25 protein-coding genes, 1 tRNA gene and 1 pseudogene are annotated in these 23,928 nt (G+C 47.0%); 9 read left to right on the top strand and 18 right to left on the bottom strand.

Annotated features, from left to right (window positions below):
• Positions 1-13 precede the first annotated feature (13 nt).
• Both coaD and DXE44_RS08515 read left to right on the top strand, forming a co-directional pair.
• The gene (gene coaD, locus DXE44_RS08520; protein ID WP_114654055.1) at positions 14-508 is read left to right on the top strand and encodes a pantetheine-phosphate adenylyltransferase; all 495 of its coding nucleotides are present in this window, start codon (positions 14-16) and stop codon (positions 506-508) included.
• A 17-nt stretch (positions 509-525) separates the two neighbouring features.
• Positions 526-795, top strand: coding sequence for a YfhL family 4Fe-4S dicluster ferredoxin (locus tag DXE44_RS08515; RefSeq protein ID WP_114654054.1), 270 nt, complete (start codon positions 526-528; stop codon positions 793-795).
• Between the two features lie 4 nt (positions 796-799).
• Here the strand turns inward: DXE44_RS08515 and pth are convergent, their stop codons facing one another.
• The 6 genes from pth to DXE44_RS08485 form a co-directional block, all read right to left on the bottom strand.
• Positions 800-1,396, bottom strand: coding sequence for an aminoacyl-tRNA hydrolase (pth, locus tag DXE44_RS08510; protein ID WP_114654053.1), 597 nt, complete (start codon positions 1,394-1,396; stop codon positions 800-802).
• A gap of 90 nt (positions 1,397-1,486) precedes the next feature.
• Complete coding sequence (locus DXE44_RS08505; RefSeq protein ID WP_114654052.1) at positions 1,487-2,107, bottom strand: 50S ribosomal protein L25/general stress protein Ctc; 621 nt, start codon at positions 2,105-2,107, stop codon at positions 1,487-1,489.
• 136 nt (positions 2,108-2,243) lie between these two features.
• On the bottom strand, positions 2,244-3,200 hold the full coding sequence (locus tag DXE44_RS08500) for a ribose-phosphate pyrophosphokinase (protein ID WP_114654410.1): 957 nt from the start codon (positions 3,198-3,200) through the stop codon (positions 2,244-2,246).
• 73 nt (positions 3,201-3,273) lie between these two features.
• Positions 3,274-3,350 (bottom strand) — tRNA-Gln (locus tag DXE44_RS08495).
• 5 nt (positions 3,351-3,355) lie between these two features.
• Positions 3,356-4,228, bottom strand: coding sequence for a 4-(cytidine 5'-diphospho)-2-C-methyl-D-erythritol kinase (gene ispE, locus DXE44_RS08490; RefSeq protein WP_114654051.1), 873 nt, complete (start codon positions 4,226-4,228; stop codon positions 3,356-3,358).
• A 10-nt stretch (positions 4,229-4,238) separates the two neighbouring features.
• A complete protein-coding gene (locus tag DXE44_RS08485) occupies positions 4,239-5,726 on the bottom strand; it encodes a lipoprotein insertase outer membrane protein LolB (RefSeq protein ID WP_114654050.1) in 1,488 nt (495 codons plus the stop codon).
• 35 nt (positions 5,727-5,761) lie between these two features.
• Here DXE44_RS08485 and mutM point away from each other — a divergent pair, with 35 nt between their 5' ends.
• Both mutM and mutY read left to right on the top strand, forming a co-directional pair.
• The gene (gene mutM, locus DXE44_RS08480; RefSeq protein ID WP_114654049.1) at positions 5,762-6,598 is read left to right on the top strand and encodes a bifunctional DNA-formamidopyrimidine glycosylase/DNA-(apurinic or apyrimidinic site) lyase; all 837 of its coding nucleotides are present in this window, start codon (positions 5,762-5,764) and stop codon (positions 6,596-6,598) included.
• Positions 6,583-7,743, top strand: a complete 1,161-nt coding sequence (gene mutY, locus DXE44_RS08475) for an A/G-specific adenine glycosylase (protein WP_114654048.1) — start codon at positions 6,583-6,585, stop codon at positions 7,741-7,743. The genes mutM and mutY overlap by 16 nt, the downstream gene beginning before the upstream one ends.
• On the opposite strand, the gene rapZ is transcribed toward mutY, so the two are convergent.
• From rapZ to DXE44_RS08430, 9 genes are all read right to left on the bottom strand, one after another.
• Complete coding sequence (gene rapZ / locus DXE44_RS08470) at positions 7,688-8,578, bottom strand: RNase adapter RapZ (RefSeq protein ID WP_114654047.1); 891 nt, start codon at positions 8,576-8,578, stop codon at positions 7,688-7,690. The two genes, mutY and rapZ, sit on opposite strands and share 56 nt — an antisense overlap.
• A 1-nt stretch (position 8,579) precedes the next feature.
• Entirely contained in the window at positions 8,580-9,569 is a 990-nt protein-coding gene (hprK, locus tag DXE44_RS08465) for an HPr(Ser) kinase/phosphatase (protein ID WP_114654409.1), read from the bottom strand.
• The gene (locus DXE44_RS08460) at positions 9,566-10,024 is read right to left on the bottom strand and encodes a PTS sugar transporter subunit IIA (protein ID WP_114654046.1); all 459 of its coding nucleotides are present in this window, start codon (positions 10,022-10,024) and stop codon (positions 9,566-9,568) included. The genes hprK and DXE44_RS08460 overlap by 4 nt, the downstream gene beginning before the upstream one ends.
• Positions 10,025-10,057: 33 nt before the next feature.
• Positions 10,058-10,381, bottom strand: coding sequence for a ribosome hibernation-promoting factor, HPF/YfiA family (hpf, locus tag DXE44_RS08455; protein ID WP_114654045.1), 324 nt, complete (start codon positions 10,379-10,381; stop codon positions 10,058-10,060).
• Positions 10,382-10,572: 191 nt separating this feature from the next.
• Positions 10,573-11,340: an LPS export ABC transporter ATP-binding protein gene (gene lptB / locus DXE44_RS08450; RefSeq protein WP_114654044.1), complete on the bottom strand. Its 768-nt coding sequence runs from the start codon at positions 11,338-11,340 to the stop codon at positions 10,573-10,575.
• Positions 11,337-11,894: a lipopolysaccharide transport periplasmic protein LptA gene (gene lptA / locus DXE44_RS08445; protein WP_114654043.1), complete on the bottom strand. Its 558-nt coding sequence runs from the start codon at positions 11,892-11,894 to the stop codon at positions 11,337-11,339. Before lptA ends, lptB begins: the two co-directional genes overlap by 4 nt.
• The gene (gene lptC, locus DXE44_RS08440; protein ID WP_114654042.1) at positions 11,891-12,535 is read right to left on the bottom strand and encodes an LPS export ABC transporter periplasmic protein LptC; all 645 of its coding nucleotides are present in this window, start codon (positions 12,533-12,535) and stop codon (positions 11,891-11,893) included. Before lptC ends, lptA begins: the two co-directional genes overlap by 4 nt.
• Positions 12,536-12,547: 12 nt before the next feature.
• Positions 12,548-13,120 carry a KdsC family phosphatase gene (locus DXE44_RS08435; RefSeq protein WP_114654041.1) on the bottom strand — a complete coding sequence of 191 codons (573 nt, stop codon included), beginning with the start codon at positions 13,118-13,120 and terminating at the stop codon, positions 12,548-12,550.
• A 35-nt stretch (positions 13,121-13,155) separates the two neighbouring features.
• Positions 13,156-14,148, bottom strand: coding sequence for a KpsF/GutQ family sugar-phosphate isomerase (locus DXE44_RS08430; protein ID WP_114654040.1), 993 nt, complete (start codon positions 14,146-14,148; stop codon positions 13,156-13,158).
• A gap of 11 nt (positions 14,149-14,159) precedes the next feature.
• Here DXE44_RS08430 and DXE44_RS08425 point away from each other — a divergent pair, with 11 nt between their 5' ends.
• Complete coding sequence (locus DXE44_RS08425; protein ID WP_114654039.1) at positions 14,160-16,139, top strand: monovalent cation:proton antiporter family protein; 1,980 nt, start codon at positions 14,160-14,162, stop codon at positions 16,137-16,139.
• A gap of 28 nt (positions 16,140-16,167) precedes the next feature.
• Here the strand turns inward: DXE44_RS08425 and uvrA are convergent.
• A pseudogene (uvrA, locus tag DXE44_RS08420) lies at positions 16,168-19,060 on the bottom strand (excinuclease ABC subunit UvrA).
• Between the two features lie 37 nt (positions 19,061-19,097).
• On the opposite strand from uvrA, the gene DXE44_RS08415 reads away from it, so the two are divergent.
• The 4 genes from DXE44_RS08415 to DXE44_RS08400 all read left to right on the top strand — a co-directional run bounded on the left by DXE44_RS08415 (position 19,098) and on the right by DXE44_RS08400 (position 22,181).
• A complete protein-coding gene (locus DXE44_RS08415) occupies positions 19,098-20,282 on the top strand; it encodes an MFS transporter (protein WP_114654038.1) in 1,185 nt (394 codons plus the stop codon).
• An 82-nt stretch (positions 20,283-20,364) separates the two neighbouring features.
• The gene (ssb, locus tag DXE44_RS08410) at positions 20,365-20,820 is read left to right on the top strand and encodes a single-stranded DNA-binding protein (protein ID WP_114654037.1); all 456 of its coding nucleotides are present in this window, start codon (positions 20,365-20,367) and stop codon (positions 20,818-20,820) included.
• Between the two features lie 125 nt (positions 20,821-20,945).
• Positions 20,946-21,887: a hypothetical protein gene (locus DXE44_RS08405; protein WP_114654036.1), complete on the top strand. Its 942-nt coding sequence runs from the start codon at positions 20,946-20,948 to the stop codon at positions 21,885-21,887.
• Positions 21,888-21,947: 60 nt separating this feature from the next.
• A complete protein-coding gene (locus DXE44_RS08400; protein ID WP_114654035.1) occupies positions 21,948-22,181 on the top strand; it encodes a hypothetical protein in 234 nt (77 codons plus the stop codon).
• Here DXE44_RS08400 and queF read toward each other — a convergent pair whose 3' ends face one another.
• Both queF and DXE44_RS08390 read right to left on the bottom strand, forming a co-directional pair.
• Positions 22,182-23,009, bottom strand: a complete 828-nt coding sequence (queF, locus tag DXE44_RS08395) for an NADPH-dependent 7-cyano-7-deazaguanine reductase QueF (RefSeq protein WP_114654034.1) — start codon at positions 23,007-23,009, stop codon at positions 22,182-22,184.
• Positions 23,009-23,917: a 5'-nucleotidase gene (locus DXE44_RS08390; protein ID WP_114654033.1), complete on the bottom strand. Its 909-nt coding sequence runs from the start codon at positions 23,915-23,917 to the stop codon at positions 23,009-23,011. The genes queF and DXE44_RS08390 overlap by 1 nt, the downstream gene beginning before the upstream one ends.
• Positions 23,918-23,928 lie beyond the last annotated feature (11 nt).

The raw sequence follows: 23,928 nt of genomic DNA, 5'->3' as shown, positions 1-23,928 counted from the left end.
CCTGAGGAGCGTTATGACTGTTGCTGTATACCCTGGAACATTTGATCCCTTTACTCGTGGTCACGAGGACTTAGTTCGCCGTGCTTCCAGCATTTTTGAGGAATTGATTGTTGGTGTTGCCGATAGCCGTAGCAAGCACCCCTTCTTCACTTTGGATGAGCGTATTGAGATTGTTAAAGAGGTTCTTGGTCATTATTCCAATGTGAAGATTGTTGGTTTCACAGGCCTATTAAAAGATTTTGCCCGTGAACATAATGCGAGAGTGATCGTGCGTGGCTTGCGCGCAGTCTCTGATTTTGAGTATGAGTTTCAGATGGCGGGCATGAACCGTTATTTGTTGCCTGATGTTGAGACGCTATTTCTTACGCCTTCTGATCAATACCAGTTTATCTCCGGCACCTTTGTACGTGAAATTGCTTCAATGGGTGGTGATGTGAGTAAGTTTGTATTCCCATCTGTAGAAAAGTGGTTAGAGAAAAAGATCGAAGCCAATAAGAGCAAAGAGTAAGGCGCCAGGAAAACAAGATGGCTCTAATGATCACGGACGAATGCATCAACTGCGATGTGTGTGAGCCTGAATGTCCGAATGATGCAATCTACATGGGTCTAGAGATCTATGAGATTGATCCCAATAAATGCACTGAGTGTGTAGGGCACTACGATGCGCCTCAGTGTCAGCAGGTGTGCCCAGTGGATTGCATTCCACTGAACCCCGCGTTCCCAGAAAACCAAACGCAACTCATGGCGAAGTATCAAGCCTTAACTGCAGCTAAAAAAGCCCTAGCTACAAAGTAGTGCACTAATTCGTTTTTGAATGCAACTCCAGCATTGCTGCCTGAGTATCGCCCTTCATAAACAAACCCAGAATCTGTAAACCATCTTCGATACTCGCATCGATCTTCTTTTGCTCAAGCTGCAAAGGCCTTCTCAGCACATAGTCGGCCACGTCCATCACTCGCGCACCCTCTGCAGCTAGGTCGCGTGGATGCCCGATACCCAGTCGCAAGCGCCAGTACTCAGGCGTCCCTAGGTGAGCTTGAATATCTTTTAGTCCATTGTGTCCACCGGTGCCACCACCAAGCTTGATGCGTGCAGTGCCGGGCTTGAGATCAAGCTCATCCTGTACCACCAGCACATCCTTGGGTGTAATTTTGTGGAAGCGGCATAGTGCCCCGACAGACTGGCCACTGAGATTCATATAGGTGCTAGGTTTGAGCAAGAAGAGATCTTCATCCCCCCATTTAGCTTTAGCCACTTTGCCATGAAAGCGTTTTTCAGTTTCAAAGCGAGTGTTCAATTGTTTAGCAAGGGCGTCAACAAACCAGAAGCCAGCATTGTGCCGATCTTCTATGTGTTCTTCGCCTGGATTGCCAAGGCCAACAATTAATTTAGTCATGATGAGTGCTTAAGGATAAAAGCATTTCTGCAAAAAAGAAAACCCGCTTGTAAGCGGACTTCCTCTGTCGCAAAGATAAGGCTTAAATAATTAAGCTTTATCCTTTGGAGCTTCAGCAGCAGGAGCAGCTTCAGTATCGGCAGATTTCACTGCTGGGATACGTGCATTAGCTAATACTGGGTTTTCTTGCTCAACATGCAATACCAAGGTAACGCCTTTTGGCAATGCGAGGTCTTTAGCATGAATACCATGACCAACTTCAATCTTGTTCAGGTCCACTTCAATGAATTCTGGCAAGTCTGCTGGTAAGCAAGATACTTCCAATTCAGTTGCGATGTGACTGATTACAGCACCTTGCAATTTCACTGCAGCTGATGTGTCAGCGTTGATGAAGTGCAATGGAACGCGCATGTGAACTTTCTCAGTCGCAGAAACGCGCTGGAAGTCGATGTGCAGAACCAAAGGCTTAAATGGATGCATCTGGTAATCGCGCAACAACACTTTTTGTGCTTTGCCGCCGATTTCGAGATCAAGGATAGATGAGTGGAATGCTTCCTTGCGGAGAGCATGGAACAGTGCGTTGTGATCCAACTCAATTACAGTTGCGGCGTCTTTACCGCCATAAATGATGCCCGGAGTTTTACCGGAGTTGCGCAGACGGCGGCTCGCACCCGTTCCCTGTACGCTTCTTTCAAAGGCTACTACTTTCATATTGAATTCCTAAATTAAGGTTAATTTCCGTTCGCGACCAAACAGAAAAGCCTTTGATTATATCGTGGGAATGGTGATTTTTGCCTAGAAAAGGCTCAAAACTGCCAAAAACAGGGGTAGAAACGCTATTTTTGGCTTATTCAGCGAACATTGACATCACTGAATCACCCTTGCTAATACGGGAAAGGGTCTCAGCGAGGATGGGTGCAACGCTCAATTGACGAATTTTGGCGATTTTCATTGCTTCTAGAGTCAATGGAATCGTGTCAGTAACGACTAATTCGTCTAATTCAGAGGCGGCAATACGGGCCACAGCACCGCCAGAAAGCACGGCATGAGTACAGTAGGCGGTAACGCCCTTAGTGCCACGCTCTTTAAGCGCCTCAGCGGCTTTACAGAGTGTTCCACCGGTATCAATGATGTCATCCATGATGACGCAATGACGGCCTTCCACTTCGCCGATAAGGTGCATTACTTCTGATACGTTTGCCTTGGGGCGGCGTTTATCAATAATTGCCAAATCTGTACCCAGTTGTTTGGCCATCGCACGGGCGCGTACTACGCCGCCGATATCCGGCGAAACGATGATGAGGTCCTTCTTGGTTTTTTGAGCCTCTAAATCGGCCAATAGAACTGGGGAGGCATAAATGTTATCTACTGGGATATCAAAGAAACCCTGAATTTGGTCGGCATGGAGATCCATGGTTAAAACACGTTCAACGCCAGCAACGGACTGAAGCATGTTTGCAACGATTCTGGCAGAGATGGCAACCCGTGCTGAGCGTGGGCGGCGGTCTTGTCTAGCGTAACCGAAGTAAGGGATCACTGCGGTTATGCGGCTTGCTGATGCTCGTTTTAGGGCATCAATCATGATCATGAGTTCCATCAAACTATCGTTCGTTGGAGCGCAGGTAGATTGGATTACGACAACGTTCTTACCGCGAACGTTTTCTTGAATTTCTACCTGGATTTCACCATCGGAGAATCGACCAACAAATGCTTTTCCCATCGGGAGATTGAGCTCTTTGGCTACCGCATGGGCCAAAACCGGATTTGCATTGCCTGTGAAAAGAGTCAGTAAATCTGCGTTCATTGGGGCGGACATAGGTGATTTTGGAATTTTGGTAGGGGTCGAATGGATGTCTTTTGGTCTTATCTACAGTAGTTGGCAGGGGAAGAAGGATTCGAACCTTCGCATGCTGGAATCAAAATCCAGTGCCTTAACCAGCTTGGCGATTCCCCTACAGGTCAATCTGAAGAAACCAAATTGTAAGCGGGATTTTTATTTAGCCCCCGAACAATTTGACCTATCCATCCTTTTGGAAGATTTTGCAGGAGATTTTCTAGATTAGTGCGATCCGTCTTAGGGTCTAAGGCGGCAAAAATGCTACTTCCAGAGCCGGACATGCAAGGCGCCGAGTTTGGCACTGCCTTGTAAATCCAATCTAATGCTTGCTTCACTTCAGGACATTTCTGCACCGCTACGGCCTGACAATCATTTGACTGATAAGACCTTGGTGATGCAAGAAAGCGATCTATTGTAATCGGAGCATGATCTTGGGTCAATTGAGGGTCTTGAAAAATCTGAGCAGTGGCGACCCCCTTGTTGGGGAAGATCACCACATAGTCTTGGGTTTCCAAGGAAATGGCCTGTAATTTTTCCCCAACCCCCTCAACAAAGGCATTTTGGCCAAAGATGAAAAATGGCACGTCAGCGCCAAGTTGTAGGCCAAGTTGGCAAAGTGTGGCGATATCGAGATGAAGGTCCCAGAGGGTATTTAATCCAATCAGGGTGGATGCGGCATCAGAGGACCCGCCACCAAGTCCAGCGCCCATGGGAATATTTTTCTTGAGGCTGATTTCAACCCCACGATCAATCCTGCAGTGCTCTTTGAGGAGTTGGGCTGCGCGAACGACCAAGTCTTGCTCAGGAGGGACTCCAGGAATGGGATTGTTGCGGCGAACTTCGTTTTCCGGAATGAGCTTCAAGGTGAGAACATCGCACCAATCAATCAGTTGAAAAACAGATTGCAGAAGGTGGTAGCCATCATCACGGCGACCAACGATATGCAAAAAGAGATTGAGTTTTGCAGGGCAAGCTAGTTCTATCGCGTTACTCATGATTCATTCTTTACTCGTTCGGAGTATCAAATACCAAGCGGATATCAATCGATCCGATATTAGAGCTGCGAGTCATCGTCAGTTTTTCTAAGCGCTGAGCGTCATTCCAGTTGTAATTTAAGGTCCAGCCATCTTGTGTAATTTTGCTGACTTGTCCTTTTTCATTTCGCTCCACACTCGCATTGCTACCAGGGCGGGTTTGTCCACGCAACCAGTCAGATAAACCACGGGCTGGTAGTGGAAGGCCCAATGCATTCTGAATAAGAGTGTCGGCATCAATAGCTGTGGTGAGTTGACCATCGCGCTCCAGAATTGCCTCTCCAGGTTTAATCGTAATTTTGGCAATGGAACCGCCGACTGGATTACGAATTTCTAAAACATCTGTGAGTGCATCTTGAGTCAAGGTAAATCCACCTGATCCACCTTGATTTTTACTTTCGGTAAGCCCGGTGACTTTCACCGCGAAACGCCCGTCCCATGAGCCTTTGATGGCGGTATCCGCCACAGACCAATCAGGCTTTAAGCGTTTCAAAGTTTCCTTGAGGGTGGGGTTGTTGGCATCTAATTGCTGCCCTTTGCGCCACATATCCTCCGCTTCGATTGGGCGATTCATAACCCATAAGACTTCGCCAATATGGGCGGCAATATCTGCTTCAGGCTTCATGTTGAATGCTTGTTGAAGTTGTTCGAGCGCAAGAGCATTTTTGCCCATGCGAAAGCTCACCCAACCGAGACTGTCCAAAATAAAACCATCCCTAGGTGAGAGCTGATTTGCTTTGCTAATGAGCTTGAACGCCTCGGGTAATTTTTGGTTCCGATCGGCCAGGGAGTATCCAAGTGCATTCAGGCTATTGACGTCATTGGGATTCTTGCGCAAGATTTCGCGCAGAGTTTTTTCCATCACATCGAAGTGTCCCGCTTTTTCAGCAGACATGGCATAGGTATAGAGTAGCCCAGGATCTTGTGGCTCCGGCTTTAGTGTTGAGACGATTTCGTAAAAAACCCTTAAGGCTTCTGATTCATTACTTGCCTTACCAAGTAATGACTGAATCTGTAGCAAAGTTTTTTCTCGCTGCGCCGGAGTTTGCTGATTTAGAAGAGAGATGGTGGGTTTGACTGCATCTGACCAGCGTTGATTCAAGATTAAGAGTGTGATGAGCACTTCTTTGGGTTTTGTTTGCTTTGGTCCAGCCAACCTATCCCAGGTTTGTGCTGCTTGAAGTGCTAAATCAGGTACCCCTGCAGTAATGGCAATCTCCATGGCCCTTTGGGCTAAACGGGGGTCATCGAGTTGGCGAGCAAGCTCCAAATAGGTCGTGTATGCCAGACCAGCTTCACCGCGTTGCAGGGCAATTTCGGAGGCTAAGACCTCAAACACCGCTTGACCGCTTTCTAGGCTACTGTTTTGGGCGCTGGCATAACTGGAAGAAAGGCTCAAGCCAAGTCCGCCTGCGAGCAATAAGACCCTTAAAGAAGGCTTTAATGAAAATTTGGTCATGAGCACATTCTAATCCGCGAATCTACAATCCATTTATGCCTGAACTCCCAGAAGTTGAAGTTACCCGCTTGGGTATTGCGCCCCACTTAGAGGGGCGTAGGGTGAGCGCAGTCAAAATTATTGATGGTCGACTGCGTTGGCCTGTACCCAGCAATTTAAATACACTACTTTCTGGCCAGAAAGTCTTGGGAATAGAACGCAGAGGCAAATACCTCTTAATGGAGTTTGACGCCGGGTATTTATTGCTGCATCTAGGAATGACAGGCACATTGCGGGTACTGCCTAGCAGTGACATCCTCAAGCCACATGATCGAGTGACATTCGAGTTTGACAAGCTGAGTTTGCGTCTGCATGACCCCCGAAAGTTTGGCGCCGTTTTGTGGCACCCGAAATCCAAAGGGCCGATTGAGGGCAATACCCTTTTACAGAAACTAGGAGTTGAGCCCTTTTCACCGGAATTTTCGGGCGAGCTTGGTGCTGAGGTTCTTTATCAGTGCTCACGCAAACGTAGCGTTGCTGTGAAGCAATTTTTATTAGCAGGACAGGCGGTAGTAGGTGTTGGCAATATCTATTGCTCGGAAAGTTTATTTGAGGCTGGCATCCATCCAGCAAAGGCTGCTGGAAAGCTAACGCGTCCACAATGTTCGAGACTGGCTAATGCAGTGAGATTGATTTTGAAAAAAGCGATTGCTGCAGGCGGCAGTTCTTTGAAAGATTTTGTAAATAGCGAGGGTGACCCAGGCCACTTCATGGTTCAAACCAAAGTCTATGATCGCAAAGATCAGCCCTGCAAGGTATGCAAGACGCCGATTAAACAAATAGTGCAAGGTCAACGTTCCACTTATTTTTGTCCTCAATGTCAGAAGCGCTAATTCAGCATTTCTCCACCAAGCTCCTGGCTTGGCATGGCAAAGATGGACGTCAAGGTTTGCCATGGCAGAGTATTCGCGATCCATACGCTGTGTGGGTTTCTGAAATCATGTTGCAACAAACTCAAGTAGCTACTGTTCTGGAGCGCTATCCGCGTTTCATGAAACGCTTTCCAAATGTGAAGGGATTGGCTGCTGCACCGGTGGATGATGTTTTAGCGGAATGGGCGGGACTCGGCTATTACACGCGTGCTCGCAATCTCCATGCCTGTGCCAAGCAAGTGATGGTGGAGTTTGGAGGAACGTTTCCGGAGGATCCGGCATTACTTGAACAACTCAAAGGCATTGGCAGGTCAACAGCGGGCGCTATAGCCTCATTTGCATTTCATGAGCGAGCACCTATCCTAGATGCAAATGTCAAACGTATTTTGGCAAGACTTTTTGGTATAGATGGCGCTATCCAAGAAAAGGCAGTGAATGAAGAGCTATGGTTACTAGCTAAAACACTGCTTCCTAAAAAATCTTCGGATATGCCGGTATACACACAGGCTCTGATGGATTTTGGGGCAACGTGGTGCACTTCTCGTAGGCCGGTGTGTTTAAGTGGCGAGAGAAAATGCCCATTTGAAAAAGAATGCCAGGCCAATCTCAGCGATCAGGTTTTGCAATTACCTCGTAAGGTAATCAAAGCAAAGTCTCCCGAATTTAATTGCGATATGTTGCTACTGAGACATGGCGATTCAGTCTTGCTGCAACGGCGCCCAGATAAAGCCATCTGGGGTGGATTATGGTCTTTGCCTGAATCTGCGTGGAGGGCTAAGGAAAAAAGCACTAAACCTTCAGTCAGCAATTCAGCTGCTTTTACTGTGAAAGAGTTGTTTCAGCTGGTATTGCCAGATGAAAAGACCACTACTGCTTTAAAGAATTGCCAATCCATCGAACAGGGAGTAGAGATTAAACATATCTTTACGCATCGACGTTTGTGGATGCAGATCTGGCATGTAACTTCACGTGATGCTGTGAAATTCTCTAGTGATGATTTGAAGTGGGTGCCACTGCGTCAGCTTGGCAAGTACGGCTTACCTCAACCAATCAAATTGCTACTGCAGGGATTGAGTCTAGCTCACGGTGACGACTTAAGAAATTAATTTGGAGTGATGCTAAATCTTTTTGTGGCAGAAAATGTGCAGCAATGCGACTGACCAAATAGACCGAGCGATGCTGCCCGCCAGTACAACCGATGGCAACAGTCAAATAGCTGCGACCATCTGCAATATAGTGAGGCAACCATTTTTCAATAAATTGAATAATGTCATTCTCCATGCTGACCACTTCAGGAATTTTTTCCAAGAACTCACGCACAGGCTGATCTTTGCCAGATAGCGGTCGCAAAGCTTTGTCGTAGTGTGGGTTGGGTAAGCAACGAACATCAAACACAAGATCTGCTTCACTTGGCAAACCTTTTTTAAATCCAAAGGATTCAAAAAGCACTGTAAGTCCTTGGGGCTTATCTTTCAGGAGATCTTGTATCCAAGAGCGCAGCGCATGGGCAGGCAGGTTACTGGTATCGATACTATGCGCTTGAGTACGAAGAGGCTCTAGGAGGTTGCGCTCTGTATCAATTGCTTCTATCAGGGTGGCGGCCTGAGTCTCTTGAGTTTTTCCAGAGAGTGGATGACGCCTACGGGTCTCGGAAAAACGCCGGATAAGTGTATTGGTATCTGCATTCAAGAAAACAACTCGCACATCATGATTTCGCCGTAAGTTTTCTAAGATCTGGGGTAGCTCTGCAATAGATTGACCACGACGGGCATCAATGGCTACTGCAACACGTTCACTCTTTTCACTTTCCAGTGTGATGATGAGGTTTTCTAAGAGGGTGACCGGAAGGTTATCCACACAGTCATAGCCTGCATCCTCAAAGGCTCTCAGCGCAACGGATTTACCTGAGCCGGAAATACCGGCAATCAGATTGACTTGCATATTAAAGGAGTCGACCCTGTGACTTAGTAGATTCCGCCTCTGCATTCATTTGCAGACGCTGGCGCTCCATAAATTCTTTTAGAGTATCAATGCCCCGCAGTTGCAAAATAGTATTGCGGACTGCTGCCTCTACTAAAACTGCCAAGTTGCGTCCTGCAGCCACTTGAATTTTGACGGTTCTAATCGGAATGCCCAGCACATCAATATGCTGCGCTTCCAATGGAAGGCGCTCAAATTCGCCATCGTTACGACGAACGAGCTGTACGATCAAGCGTAATTTCAATTTACGACGCACAGCCGTTTCACCAAAAATAGTGCGGATATCCAATAAGCCTAGCCCACGAACCTCTAGGAGGTTGCGCAGAATCACAGGGCAGCGACCCTCAAGGTAATCTGGCCCAAGACGAGCAAAGTCCACTGCGTCATCAGCCACTAAACCATGGCCACGAGAAATCAACTCTAAGCCCAACTCACTTTTTCCTAAGCCTGATTCGCCCATGATTAAGACGCCTAAGCCTAAGATATCCATGAACACACCATGCATCGTAATCTGGGGCGCGCCAATCTTCGTGAGATAGGTGCGGAGGTGGTCAATCACCTCAGCGGCAGAAATGGCGGTTGTAAAGAGTGGAGTAGAGGATCTTTGGCAGAACAGTTGTAGATCTGCATCAGCTGTTTTTCCATCCGCCACAATCACACAAGGCGGTGTTTTGGAAATCAAGCTAGAGATCTGATCTTGTCTTTGTTTTTGTTCTAGCTGAGCATGGTAGTCAACCTCTTGTTCACCAAAAATCTGAATACGGCTTGGGTGAATGAGGTTTAAGTGACCTACTAGGTCTGAGCTAGCTGCAGCAGCTTTAACAGCCTCTGGAGGAAATGTGCGAGCCGCCCCTTCGAGCCCCCCAATCCAGGAGAGCTTTAAGTCAGAGACATTGTCATCAAAGATCTGCTGGGCAGTTACTCCCTCAAGGAGTAGGGGTTGGGTTGTCAAGCGGAGCCCCAAGTCTGTAACAACTGGCACACCTTTTCTGGGCTATCTTCCGTTGCAAGCGATTTGCGAGCGTCTGGGTCGGAGAGGAGTTGTGCAATGGAGGACAGAATTTCTAGATGTTGCTGAGTCGCTTTTTCAGGGACTAGCAAAAAAATCAAAATAGAGACAGCTTCACCATCGGGTGCAGCAAATTCAATCGGATCTTTTAATTTGACGAAGGCAGCAATTGGGCTCTTCAGCCCTTTTACGCGGCCGTGGGGGATGGCAACGCCAGCACCTAAGGCAGTAGAGCCCAAGTCCTCGCGAGCATTTAAGAAGCCAACAATTGCTTCGGATTCAAGCCCGGCCTGCTTGGCAAACAGCTGTCCTACGGCCGCAAATGCCTCAGCCCGATTTTTAGAGGGGCTATTTAAGGCAATGCGGTCTATAGCGAAAAGATCGGTCAGGGCATTCATGTCAATTGATTATAGGTGTCCTGACGCCGGGCATCACTTAAAATGCTTTTCATGGTGATGGTCTTGAATCTTTTCTTTGTGCTTTACAACTTGACGCTCTAGTTTATCGACCACCGCATCCATGGCATGGTACAGATCGGCGTTATGCGCTTCAGCATAAAGATCCTTGCCTTTAAGGTGAATCGTGATCTCGGCTGCTTGACGAAGATCTTTTTCCTTCGCGTTATCGACTATCAAAAATGCTGAGGCATCTAGGACGTGATCAAAATGTTTGCGAATTTTAGCTAACCCGGCTTCGAGGTGGGAACGCATGGCTGGAGTAACTTCGACATGACGGCTATTAATTTTCAGATTCATCAGCAGCTCCTATTCATAGCAAAACAAATGCATGCGCAAATAATTACCTGGGGTGCGCAGCAGGCCCCTGTAATGTTGTACTTAATTATTTGGAAATGAACTTCATGAGCCTCCAGCGTATCAGCGATTTTGCTGAAAACCAAGGGGGCAGATCATGTTTATTTAATAAATATTCAAAAAAATCTGAATATTTACATGCGGAAATTTTCGCCTAAATAGACTCTTCTAACGGCATCATTCTCAATGATTTGGTCCGGCTTACCTTCTGCCAGCACACTGCCTTCACTGATGATGTAGGCGTGGTCACAAATGCCTAAGGTTTCTCGTACGTTATGGTCCGTGATGAGTACACCAATTTGACGATCTCTCAAGAAACGCACAATCCGCTGGATCTCTCCGACTGCAATCGGATCAACGCCGGCAAATGGCTCATCAAGCAAAATAAACTTAGGCTGAGAGGCGAGTGCTCTTGCAATTTCAACTCGACGACGTTCACCCCCAGATAAGGAAAGTGCCGGGTTGTCACGAAGATGGCTAATTTGAAGTTCGCCCAAGAGCTCATCTAGGCGATGCGCAATCTCAGATTTACTTAATGGTTTTCCGCCTTGCACCTGCAGCTCTAAGACCGCTTGAATATTTTCGGCTACATTGAGCTTTCTGAAAACAGAAGCTTCTTGCGGTAGGTATGACAAGCCCATGCGAGCTCGTTCATGAATAGGTAGATGGGTAATGTCAGTTCCATCGAGAACGATGCTGCCACCATCCAGAGGGACTAAGCCAACAATCATGTAGAAAGAGGTAGTTTTGCCAGCACCATTGGGACCTAAGAGTCCTACCACTTCGCCGCATTTAACTTCTACAGAAACATCCCGCACTACTGTGCGAGATCCATAACGCTTTTGAAGATGTTGAGCGCTAAGGGTTGCTGGCATTTGAATGCTGCTGGAATCCGTAGTCATCTCTCTAGTGTAGCTTTTCTTCTTGGTGAAAGGATGGCTTTCGCCAGCGGTAGATCTTCTGCTTTAGCATTTGGGGGCGACGTGACTTGATAGCACTGCAGGACATCGTCGTAATCAATTTTCCAGCCGCGTAATTGATCCAGCATTTGCATATTGAGGAGACGCTTTAAGCTGGCATCCCCCTTTAAGTTTAGGAGTTCAGTTTTTGCATTGTAGCTAACTGCTTGGCCACGACCCTGCATAAACTCATTAGCGGGGCCTTCGCGTCTTTGTCTGAAACTAGCAGTCAATTCTGGCTTACCCTGAACATCAACATACTCGTAGCCTTCTGGATCAACCTTGATATTCCCTTTTTCGCCGGTAATCAAAATGCTACCTTTGGTTAAGAGTACTTGACCGTCAAGCTCATATACCTGTTGCACATCATTTACAGAAACTTTTTCAGCCTCTAAAACAATTGGTTTATCTTGATCCGCTTTTTCAGCATGAGCACTGGCGATTAAACATACTGCAATGACAGCAGAAGATATTCTTAGTTTGCGCAACAAGATCATGGCTGGGCTCCAGATTGAACGCGCTCGATACGACCTCTTACTTGCCCAGATAAAACCATACTTTGTTCGATGTTATTGAACACGCCGCCATCAGTTGAGCGCATGATGGAAACGCCTTGCTCAAGCGTAATAGGCTTATCGGTCTCAATAATGTCGTCATTAATAAGCACCTTGAAATAGGAGGAGCGTGCGAGCATGCGTGGTCTTGCTGGCTCGGTGGCGGTGGCAGCTTGTGGTGGACGAAATATTTCAGCGTTATCAATGAGATCCAGTATGGTGATATCGCCATCTATGTGACCCATATTCGCCTTAACAGTAATCGGCGATTTTTCAGGAGGGAACAAGCGTATACGGGGCGTTTCAATATCAATCGAAGCATCGTCGTCGTAGTGAATCACTTTCTTGCCTAGCACTCGATATTTGGTATTACCGGATTCATTGAGGGCAGATAGGGCACCATTAGTAATGGTGTAATCAGGCTCATGTAAGCGTACCCGTTCTATGGCCGATTTTTCTGCCGGAGCATTTTTTTTTACCAGCCAAAATGTGATGAGCGTGAGTGTACCCATCAAGATCAAGGGCATCATGCGTAATAGGGTACGCATGATGCCGAGCTTAATTTTTTGGGCATTCAATTCCATTACAAAGAGACCTTAAGCGCGCGCTTGGGTGAGTAATTCGTCATAGCGGTTTTGTGCCTTTAAGATTAGGTCGCAGACTTCACGAACTGCACCACTACCGCCAGATCGAGTAGTGACAAAATGAGCAATTTCTTTCACGGCATCATGCCCTTGTGCAGGACATACTTTTAAACCTGCAGACTTCATCATTTGAAAATCAGGCCAGTCATCACCCATGACGGCGCAATCAGATGGCTTAAGTCCAAGCGATTGCAAAATGTTTTCTAAGGCCGCAGCTTTATTTTCGACACCCATATGCACATGTTGAATACCCAGCTCATCGCAGCGGGCTAAAACCATTTTGGAACTACGCCCAGTAATGATGGCGGTGGAAATGCCAATTTTTTCTAAGAGCTTAATTCCCAGTCCATCCTGAATATCAAAAGCCTTCAAAGATTCTTTACCGTTTTCACCAATAAATACTTGACCATTTGTTAGGACGCCGTCGACATCAAGAACAAGTAGCTTGACTGCCCCAGCCCGATCCCAGGCCTGTGGATATTGGCTCAGAGGATTGGTGTTATGGGTGTTAAAGGCAGTTGGCATGTGATGAATAGTTGAATGATTAAAAAGTAAACAACTCAAATTACTTTGGCTGCAAATAAATCATGGAGGTTAAGCGCTCCCAGTAATACGCCCTGAGGATCAGTGACCACTAAATGATTAATACGATGTTTTTCCATCATCTCAATAGCTTCTTCTGCGAGCAGCTCTGGAGGAATCGTACGCGGCGCCGAAGTAATTGCTTTTTCTAAAGTGAGGCCATCCAAATTGGTGCTCTTCTCCAGTAGGCGACGTAAGTCACCGTCAGTAAAGATACCGGCAACTTTATTTGCATTGTCTAAAGTAACCACCATACCCATACGTTTAGAAGTCATTTCGAGCAAAGCTTCTTGCAGGGACGCAGAGATCGAAATCTTAGGAGTCTCATCAAAGTTGCGCATCACTTCACTGACATGCATCAGTTGCTTGCGACCCAAGCGGCCGCCTGGGTGGGAACGCTGAAAATCTTCGGCCCCAAAGCCGCGCGCATCCAGTAAGGCAACAGCCAGGGCATCCCCCATGGCAAGTGCAGCAGTTGTACTGGTGGTTGGCGCCAAGTTCAAAGGGCATGCCTCTTTCTCAACACTAGTATCTAAATGGGCATCCGCCAATTTTGCTAAAGAAGAGTTTGGTGCGCCAGTCAGCGCAATGAGTTTTGCACCAGTACGTTTGACAATTGGCACGATGGTGAGAAGCTCATCAGTCTCGCCGGAATTGGAGAGTGCAACGAAGACATCATCACGTGTGACCATTCCCAGGTCGCCATGACTGGCTTCGGCGGGATGAACAAAAAAGGCTGGGGAGCCGGTAGACGCAAAGGTGGCGGCAATCTTACGTGCAATATGCCCCGATTTGCCAATCCCAGAAACAACGATACGGCCTTTACAGGAGTGAAGAAGATCTACCGCCAAAACAAGGGCGTCGGCGTTAGCGCCCTCAAGGCGATCACGCATTGTGTGCAGTGCAGCAGCCTCAATTGTGAGGGTGTCGCGCGCAAGCTTTAGGGTTCGGTCACGAGTCTTAGTTATCATGGGGTGAGTATATGCCGTCAGTCCTTCAGTTAACTCTCATCTTGCTGGCCTCCGGAGTGGCCGGGGTAGTTATTTTCCGCCATTTTGGGCTACCCCCTATTTTGGGCTATCTTGCCATCGGCGTCCTGATTGGGCCGCATGCCTTTGGTTTGGCCAGTGATTCGGCCACAGTCAAGTATTTGGCTGAATTTGGCGTGGTTTTCTTGATGTTCTCGATTGGCCTGGAATTCAATCTCCATAAGCTTAGGGCTATGCGCTCCATCGTATTTGGCCTAGGTGGCAGCCAAGTCGTTTTGACGATGCTTTTGGCCGTTCCAGCCAGTCTTTTGCTCAATTGGGCATACCCCATTTCATGGCAGGCAGCTATCGCCCTGGGAGGTGCGTTAGCCATGTCTTCCACTGCCATTGTTACCAAACTCATTTCAGACCGTTCAGAGCTAGAAACTGAACATGGCAGAAACGTCATTGGTATTTTGTTATTCCAGGACTTAGCAGTAGTTTTTTTATTGATCTTGATACCTTCCCTGGGAAGTAACCCAAGCGATTTATTTCTTGCCCTTACTACGGCATCGATCAAGATTACGGTAGCGCTGATTCTCATTTTCTTTATTGGCCAGACTTTAATAAGTCGGTGGTTTAGTGTGGTTGCAAAGCTGCGCTCTCAAGAGCTATTCATGCTCAACTTGCTACTCATTGTTTTGGGTATGTCAGCGCTCACCGAGCATTTTGGTTTATCGCTTGCACTCGGAGCTTTCTTAGCTGGGATGCTGATTGCTGAGACGCCCTACCGTCATCAGGTGGAGGAGGACGTAAAGCCCTTTAGAGATGTGCTCTTGGGCCTGTTCTTTATTACCGTTGGCATGCTGCTCGATTTCGAGGTGATCTATCAGCAGTGGATGTTGGTCTTACTCTTATTGATCGGCCCTCTGATTTTCAAGTTCGGTTTGATTGCATTGCTGTCGCGTGCTTTCGGCTCAAGTCCTGGCGTTTCTATTCGAACCGGTTTATGTCTTGCGCAAGCAGGCGAGTTTGGATTTGTATTGCTAAATCAGATCGATGGTCTGAATTTAATTGACCCGGAGTTAAGTCAAGCGGTATTGGCGGCAATGTTGCTCTCGATGTTTGGAGCACCTTTCTTAATTCAATATAGCGATCGGATTGCGATGCGCTTCTCAAGTAATGAGTGGTTGTTGCAATCATTAGCGCTGACACGCGTTGCAGCAAAAAGTGTTCGTACAGAAAACCATGTTGTTATTTGTGGTTTTGGTCGCTCAGGACAAAGCTTGGCTCGCATGCTCGATCAAGAAAAAATTCCTTATCTTGCATTGGATATGGATCCTGATCGAGTGAAGGAAGCCGCTGCGGCTGGTGATAACGTGGTCTACGGGGATGCTAGTAGAGAAAATTATTTGGTAGCTGCTGGTTTGTCCAGAGCAAAGGCGGTAGTGATTACTTATGCAGATACGCTAGCAACATTAAAGGTATTGCATCAAGTTGAGCGCTTACGTCCGGGCATGACTGTATTGGTGCGTACAAAAGACGATGCGGATTTAGCAAAACTGCAAGCAGCTGGGGCTACTGAGGTAGTGCCTGAGTTAATTGAAGGCAGTCTCATGATGGCCTCACATGTCTTGTTGATGATGGGCGTGCCGATGCGCAAGGTAGTGCGGCGCATTACCAGCGCGCAGGAAGCCCGCTACAGTCTATTGCGCGGTTACTTCCGCGGTGTCGCTGATGAAGTAGATTCCAAGGAATCATGGCGCTTGCACTCAGTTACCTTGCTGCCTGAGTCAGCCAGTATTGGGCAGACTCTTGAAGAATTACATCTTGAAAATGAAGGTGTGAGCGTCCAAGCAGTTAGACGAAAAGTTGGCGGGTCTGACTATGTCAAATTGGAACTCACTCCAGACTTGCGCTTGCAGGCCAACGATATATTAGTGCTCTCAGGCAATTCAGAGGCGACTGATTTAGCCGAATCTAAATTGCTCTGAATACATCCAGCTACTTCCGTTTTCTGAATTATTTCTTCTTTTTTGAAGGTGCTGGTTTGCGAACTAGTAGCGGCGCTAAGTAGTGACCGGTAAAGCTAGCCTCGTTCTTCGCAACTTCTTCAGGTGTACCGGTTGCAATAATTTGCCCGCCACCGGGGCGCCACCTTTAGGGCCTAAGTCAATAATCCAGTCGGCAGTCTTGATGACATCTAAGTTGTGCTCAATGATGACGATCGTATTACCTTGCTTCTTCAGGGTCTGAAGAACAGTTAGTAAAAGTTGAATGTCATGGAAATGTAAACCCGTAGTTGGCTCATCCAGGATATATAGCGTTCTTCCAGTATCGCGTTTAGAAAGTTCTAGGGAGAGTTTTACGCGCTGGGCTTCACCACCCGATAAGGTGGTGGCACTTTGACCAAGCTTCACATAACCCAAGCCTACATCGAGTAAGGTTTTGAGTTTGCGTTTGACAATCGGAACGGCTTCGAAAAATTCATGGGCTTGTTCGATAGTCATCGACAGCACTTCATGAATATTCTTGCCTTTGTAGCGAAGGTCTAAAGTTTCGCGGTTGTATCGTTTGCTATGACAGACATCGCAAGGTACATAGACGTCTGGCAAGAAGTGCATTTCGACTTTAATAACGCCATCACCTTCGCAGGCATCGCAACGACCACCTTTAACGTTGAAAGAAAAACGTCCAGCTTCATATCCGCGCTCGCGTGCAGCGGGTACGTCACAGAAGAGCTCTCTGATCGGTGTAAATATCCAGTGTAAGTAGCAGGGTTAGAGCGGGGGCGTTCTACCGATTGGAGATTGGTCGACACTGATGACCTTGTCAAAGTTTTCTAAGCCTTTAATTGCATCATGCGCTGCAGGTTCAGCATTTGAGCCATAAATATGTTGTGCGACTGCGTGATGCAGTGTGTCGTTAATCAGTGTCGATTTGCCAGAGCCAGATACACCGGTGACACAGGTTAAGAGGCCGACTGGAATCTTGGCGTGAACAGATTGCAAATTGTTGCCACGTGCGCCAATGATTTCTAAGAACTTGTCATTTACTGGAATGCGTTTTTCTGGAACTGCAATCCACTCGCGGCCAGATAAATAGGCGCCAGTTAATGACTTCGGACTGGCCTCTACTTCTGCAGGAGTGCCTTCAGCAACGACTTCACCACCATGTACGCCAGCGCCAGGACCAATGTCAATCACATAGTCAGAAGCGCGAATCATATCTTCATCGTGCTCAACAACGAGAACGCTATTGCCCAAATCACGCAAATGCTTGAGCGTGCCGATGAGTCTACCGTTGTCACGTTGATGGAGACCAATCGAAGGCTCATCTAGTACATACATAACACCAGTTAAGCCGGAGCCAATCTGTGATGCCAGACGAATACGCTGCGCTTCACCACCAGAGAGAGTATCTGCACTGCGCTCGAGTGAGAGGTAATCTAAACCAACATCATTGAGGAATCGTAGACGTGAGCCAATCTCCTTGACAATCTTGTCGGCGATTTCTCGTTTAGCACCTTTGAGTTCTAGAGACTCAAAATATTCTTTCGCTTCTTTTAAAGGTAGAGCACTGATTTCATAAATAGCACGGGACTGCTTGCCATCACCTACTTTGACAAAGCGAGCCTCTTTGCGTAAACGACTACCATTGCATGATGGACAGGTTTGTACATTTTGATAACGTGATAATTCTTCGCGAACTGTTGCTGAATCAGTCTCACGATAGCGACGCTCAAAGTTAGCAACAATACCCTCGAAGGCATGCTCACGAATACTGTTCTTGCCACGCTCATTGATGTATTCAAATGGAATAGTGACATCGCCAGAACCAAGCAAAATGAGATCTTGTTGTTTCTTATTCAGAGTCTCAAAGGGTTTCTCGACATCAAAACCACCATGCTTTGCGAGTGTCTGCAAGAGTTTGAAATAAAACTGATTGCGACGATCCCAGCCTTTGATTGCACCAGATGCTAGCGCGATAAGTCGGGATGAGCAACAATCCGCTTTGGATCGAAAAAGGACTGATGCCCAAGGCCATCACAAGATGGGCACGCACCCATTGGATTATTAAATGAGAAGGGACGTGGTTCTAACTCTTGCAATGAATACGAGCAGATGGGGCAAGCGAACTTGCTGGAGAAAATCGTTTCCTTGCTGGTGTCCATATTGACAATCATGGCTTTGCCATCGGCAAGACGCAGAGCTGTCTCAAATGATTCTGCTGCGCGCTGCTGAATATCCGGGCGCACCTTGATGAGATCTACAACGACTTCGATTGAGTGCTTATCGTTTTTCTTTAGCGCTGGTAATTGATCCACCTCAAAGATCTCAGCTTTAGCAGTATTAGTTGTGCCGCCACCAGAACGCACACGAAAGCGCACAAAGCCTTGGGCTTGGAGATCTTGGAATAAGTCAACGAATTCACCTTTACGCTCGCTAACTACCGGAGCCAGAATCATGAGCTTGGTATCTTCAGGCATTGCTAAAACCGTATCCACCATTTGGAAGACGCTTTGCGCCTCTAATGGCAGACCGTGGTCTGGGCAATGTGGGGTGCCAGCGCGGGCAAAGAGTAAGCGCAAGTAATCATGAATTTCTGTCACCGTACCCACGGTTGAGCGCGGATTATGGCTTGTGGCTTTTTGCTCAATTGAAATTGCCGGGGAGAGGCCTTCGATCGTAGCAACGTCTGGTTTTTCCATTAATTGCAAAAACTGACGTGCGTAAGCCGATAAGGACTCAACATATCGACGTTGACCCTCCGCATACAGTGTGTCAAAAGCCAATGAACTTTTACCCGAGCTAGACAGACCAGTCAAAACGACCAGTTTCTCTCTAGGGATATCTAGATTGATGTTTTTGAGGTTGTGCGTGCGTGCACCGCGGATCTTAATTTCGTTATTCATGATTTTTTAGCGTAATTTGTTAATATAGCCCTTTCCCATGAATCCTTCTGAACTTCGCTCCACTCTGGCCTTAGCAGGCATCTTTGGCCTCCGTATGTTGGGCCTATTTCTGCTTTTGCCGGTTTTCAGCATTCATGCGCATGGTTTGCCGGGCGGTGAGCACGCCCTCTGGGTTGGATTAACTCTGGGAATCTTCAATATTGTTCAGGCTTGCTTCTATATCCCTTTAGGCCGGCTTTCTGACCGAATTGGTCGAAAACCAGTTGTTTTGTGGGGACTTTCTTTATTTGTCGCAGGTGCCTTGATTTGTGCCGCTCAAGACGATCTTCTTTGGATTGCTATTGGCCGTGGGGTGATGGGCGCTGGCGCGGTCTCAGCAGCAATCTCCGCCTGGGTTGCCGATTTAACGCGTGAGCAGGTTCGCACCCGTGCGATGGCCTTGGTGGGAGGAAGTATTGCCCTATCTTTTGCTTTGTCGCTCGTGATTGCTGCGCCAATCTATCGCTTAATTAGTTTGAGCGGAATTTTTGTAGTCTTAGCAGTGCTAGGTGTTGGTGCGATGTTTGTCGCTTATTACATTTTGCCAAGCACTAAGCCTGAGCCCAAGGCTCAACAAGCCAGTCTGAAAGAAGTATTTTTGCGCCCTGAGTTAATGCGCCTCAACGCCGGTGTGTTTGTATTACATGCAACACAAGTAGCGATGTTCTTGGTGGTGCCGCGTTTATTGGTGCAGGCAGGTTTGCCCTTGGCATCACATTGGCAGGTTTATCTCCCTGTTGTTTTGCTCTCCTTTTTCCTAATGGCGCCGATTCTAATTTTTGGTGAAAAGAAGCAGCAGCTAAGAACCATCTTATTGGTGGCGATTGTGTTGCTTCTCATTGCTGAATTTGTGTTTACAAGCACTCACTCTATTATTGGCATTGCGATTGCATTGTTAATTTACTTTGTAGGTTTCAACTTACTGGAAGCATTGCAGCCATCATTAGTCTCTCGTTTTGCCAAAGAATCTAAAGGAACAGCATTGGGGGTTTACAACACCACTCAGTCGATTGGCCTCTTTACAGGAGCTGTAATTGGCGGTTACTTAATGGATAGCCTTGGAGATTTATCGGTCTTTACGATGGGCGCAGCCCTCCTTTTATGCTGGCTTATAATTGCTTGGTCGATGCGCGAATTGCCTGCGACAGTAGTGGATTCAAAGGATGAGGCGGCAAAGGCATAACCGTAGCTTCATTGGTTTAATTAAAGCGAGTAGTTTATTTTTTTAGTAGTAATAACAGTAGTATTTTTCTTCGGGAGACAACATGGCTTCGGTAAATAAGGTCATCATCGTAGGTAACGTAGGGCGCGACCCAGAAACACGTTATATGCCAAGCGGCGACGCAGTAACCAACATTTCAGTAGCGACATCAGATCGTTACAAAGATAAGCAGTCTGGCGAAATGAAAGAAACCACAGAATGGCACCGCGTTGCATTCTTTGGAAAACTTGCAGAGATCGCTGGTCAATACCTCAAAAAAGGTTCACAGGTTTATGTAGAAGGTCGTTTGCGAACACGTAAATGGACTGACGCTAGTGGCCAGGAAAAATATTCCACTGAGATCGTTGCAGAAACAATGCAAATGCTTGGCGGTAAGCCAGTAGGTGGCGGTGGTGACGGTGGCGAAAGCTATAGCCGCTCAAAGCCGGCTAAGCAGTCTGCACCAGCATCTTCAAATGCTGCATCCCTTGGTGCAATGGATGACGATATTCCGTTTTAATTGGTGCGTAAGCAGTTATTTGACTGCGTAGCAATCAACCCCAGCAAGCATGAGCTTCCTGGGGTTTCTTTTTGATATAGGCGTATGCGATGCTTAATTTGCTGTATTCACCTTAAAATGTGCTCATGAATCTCCTAGGGGCAATCAAATCTCCACTTTTGGCATCTGTAGCCATTTGTATTGGTGCTTTGCCACAGTCATCCTTGGCAGCCCCCTTTTTCTTTCCAGACATGAACCCCTCTTTTGTTAAAGGGGATCCTCCGGATTGGTTAAATGAAGGGCGAGGTAATGACGGATACCTCACAATTAGTTCTGAAGTAATTCCTGTGAGTAGTTGTACGCAAATGGCTAGTCGTAGTTTTTGGGGATCTGATAAAACGCAACTCGTATTATCGGTTGTGACTCAGGGCTTCAAGGGTAAGGTCGATAAGTTAGAAATTCCGATTGCTACCTTTGATGGAAGAGAGGGCGGTTCCGAGTGCGCCTCATTGAGTACCACTCCATTATTAATAGTGCCTATGACGGTGCTGGGAACTTATTCCATATTCAATCCAGGGGCGCGCTCTTTAGTGCTCAATGTCAGAAGTTCGAGTGACTCTAATCAGGATTTCATTGGTTCTGCCAAATTGCTATTGGGGGCTGCTGCAATTGTTGCAACTGGTGGTTCAGCAGCTGCGATCGGCGGAATTTCAGCAACAGTTGGAAACTCAGTGGTAGGTGAGACCCAAAAGAAAGCCAATAGTCTTTTACAGGGAATGATTGACGCTAAGGTGCCCATTACTTTTAATTGGTCAGAATTACGCAAAGGGATTCGAGCGGTTGAAATCCTAGTTTATAAAGCGGATCAAAGTGTTGGCAGTCTTAGTGACAAGCAAATTCTGCAATTACAAAAAGATCCTAAATCTGAAAAACAACTTCTGTTTACTGTGAAACTGGAGTTTCAATTTTTCCGCAGCGTGTTTTATCCAACAGTGTCCCAAATTGAGGGATTGGCAAGTCGAGAAAATCTCTCATCTGAATACATTTTGAATTTCCAAATGCCTGGCTCGGGACTCAATTTTATGTAGATCTTAAATAGCTCAGCACCCAGCTTACTTCAGCGTATTTCTAAGGCAGAAGGCCTTTATTTGGCAAAAGCTTGTTCATCGGGATTTGCAAAACTCAAGGCTGCTGGGCTTGATGATGTCGATAGTGCCATTGTCATGAAATCATTTATTGACGAAGCGCGAGATGATGCCGATTGGTATGCAAATCCAGCGCTAGTTAAAAGCTGTTTCTCGCAAGTGCCTAGGATTCAAAAAAATCTTGAGCTGATTTATGGACCCAGCGTAGCACCAGTAAAACAGGTGATCGAGCCTTAGTTATTGCCTAGCGTGGCGCATATTGTCAGGCCAGGGCGCATTGTGATCGGTGCGGAAGGGGTTGATATCCAGACCGCCACGTCGGGTATAGCGAGCGTAGACAGAAAGTTTCTCTGGTTTGCACTGGTGCTTGATATCCGTAAAGATGGTTTCAACGCAATGCTCATGAAACTCTCCCTTTTGTCTAAATCCGATTAAGTAGCGCAGCAAGCCTTCTTCCAAAATGGGGCGGCCTTGATAGCGAATTTGTACGCTAGCCCAATCTGGTTGACCGGTCACCGGGCAATTGGATTTAAGTAAATGGGAAACCAAGCATTGCTCGATGGGTCCAAACGATTCATTTACCTCTAGCAAAGCAGGATCAGCGGATAGGCTTGGATCGATTTCGATATCAAGACGATCCATGAGAACGCCGCTCATCTCTTGTATTCCTTTTTTGGCAACTATCTCTGTTGGGTTGATGCGAGTGGCAGTCTTGCTCCCAGCTACTGCCGATAAATCTGCAATCAATCTTTCGCGCACTTCAGCTTCATCTTCAAAGCGGGCACTATTGAGACTGTTCAGATACAGCTTGAATGATTTGGACTCAATCATATTGGGGGAATCAGCTGGTATCTGAAATTCCGCTAGGGCAATCTGGGGTTTCTCTTTTTTATTGAGCCAGCCAAGCTCAAAGGCATTCCAAACATCAATGCCTACAAAAGGTAAGGCTTGATTGGGCTTGATATCAAGCTTAAGGCGATTCTCTGAACGCGGAATAGGAAAGAGCAAGCTCGGATCGTATTGATCGGGATATTGCGTTGCTTGACCAAGAGAAAGTGTGGGCATTAGCTTTTAGGTTTATTGGATACGCCAGATACGACATGACCAGTAGGCGCTACTGATGCAGCGGATTGGCAGTGACCGGTTTGATCATCAAAGAAGAAGTCTGGCTCAAACTCGCGGAGGAATTCGCTCTTGGAGAGTCCGCCTAGGAACATGGCTTCATCGACATCGATACCCCAAGCCATGAGCGTACGAATGGCACGTTCATGTGCGGGTGCAGAGCGAGCCGTAACTAATGCTGTTCGAATGCGCATACCCTTTTCACTAGTGGTGCGTTGCAAGCGATGCAGCACTTCTAGTAAAGGTTTAAATGGGCCTGGCGGCAAAGGGATCGCAGCCTTCTTGCTTTCATGATCGACAAAGGCTACTAAGCCTTCACTCTGAAATACTTGCTCCGCCTCATCGGAAAACAAAACAGCATCTCCGTCAAAAGCAATGCGAATTTCATTTGGGTGAGACTCTGCAGTCTTACTGGATTCTGGATAAACACGTGCCGCAGGAAACCCTGCATCAATCGTGGCACGCACATCATCTTCGTTAGCCGAGAGAAATAGGTTGGCATGTAGCGAGCGAAGGTAGTGATATGGTGGGCGCCCTCTGGTAAATACGCCACGCTCTAAATGAAGGCCATGATGTTCTGCTGAACGGAATACGCGTAAGCCGCTCACTGGATCATTGCGAGAAAGAATGACTACCTCAACACGCTGCTCACCTTCTTCATTAAATGCGAGCAACTTCTTTACAAGCGGAAAAGCAACTCCAGTTTGCGCAGCTTTAGATAAGCGCTCTAATTGGAGTTTCATGTAGGCACTGTCATCTGTAGATTCGAAGATACGATTTTCTTCTTCGAAATCAAATAAGGCGCGCGATGAAATCGCAACGACGAGTTTCCCGGTGAGTGTGTATGACACTTACGGATTAC

Source organism: Polynucleobacter necessarius (genome assembly GCF_900095175.1).
In the GTDB taxonomy this organism is placed as follows: Bacteria; Pseudomonadota; Gammaproteobacteria; order Burkholderiales; family Burkholderiaceae; genus Polynucleobacter; species Polynucleobacter necessarius_I.
This window is presented reverse-complemented; position numbering and strand designations above follow the sequence as displayed.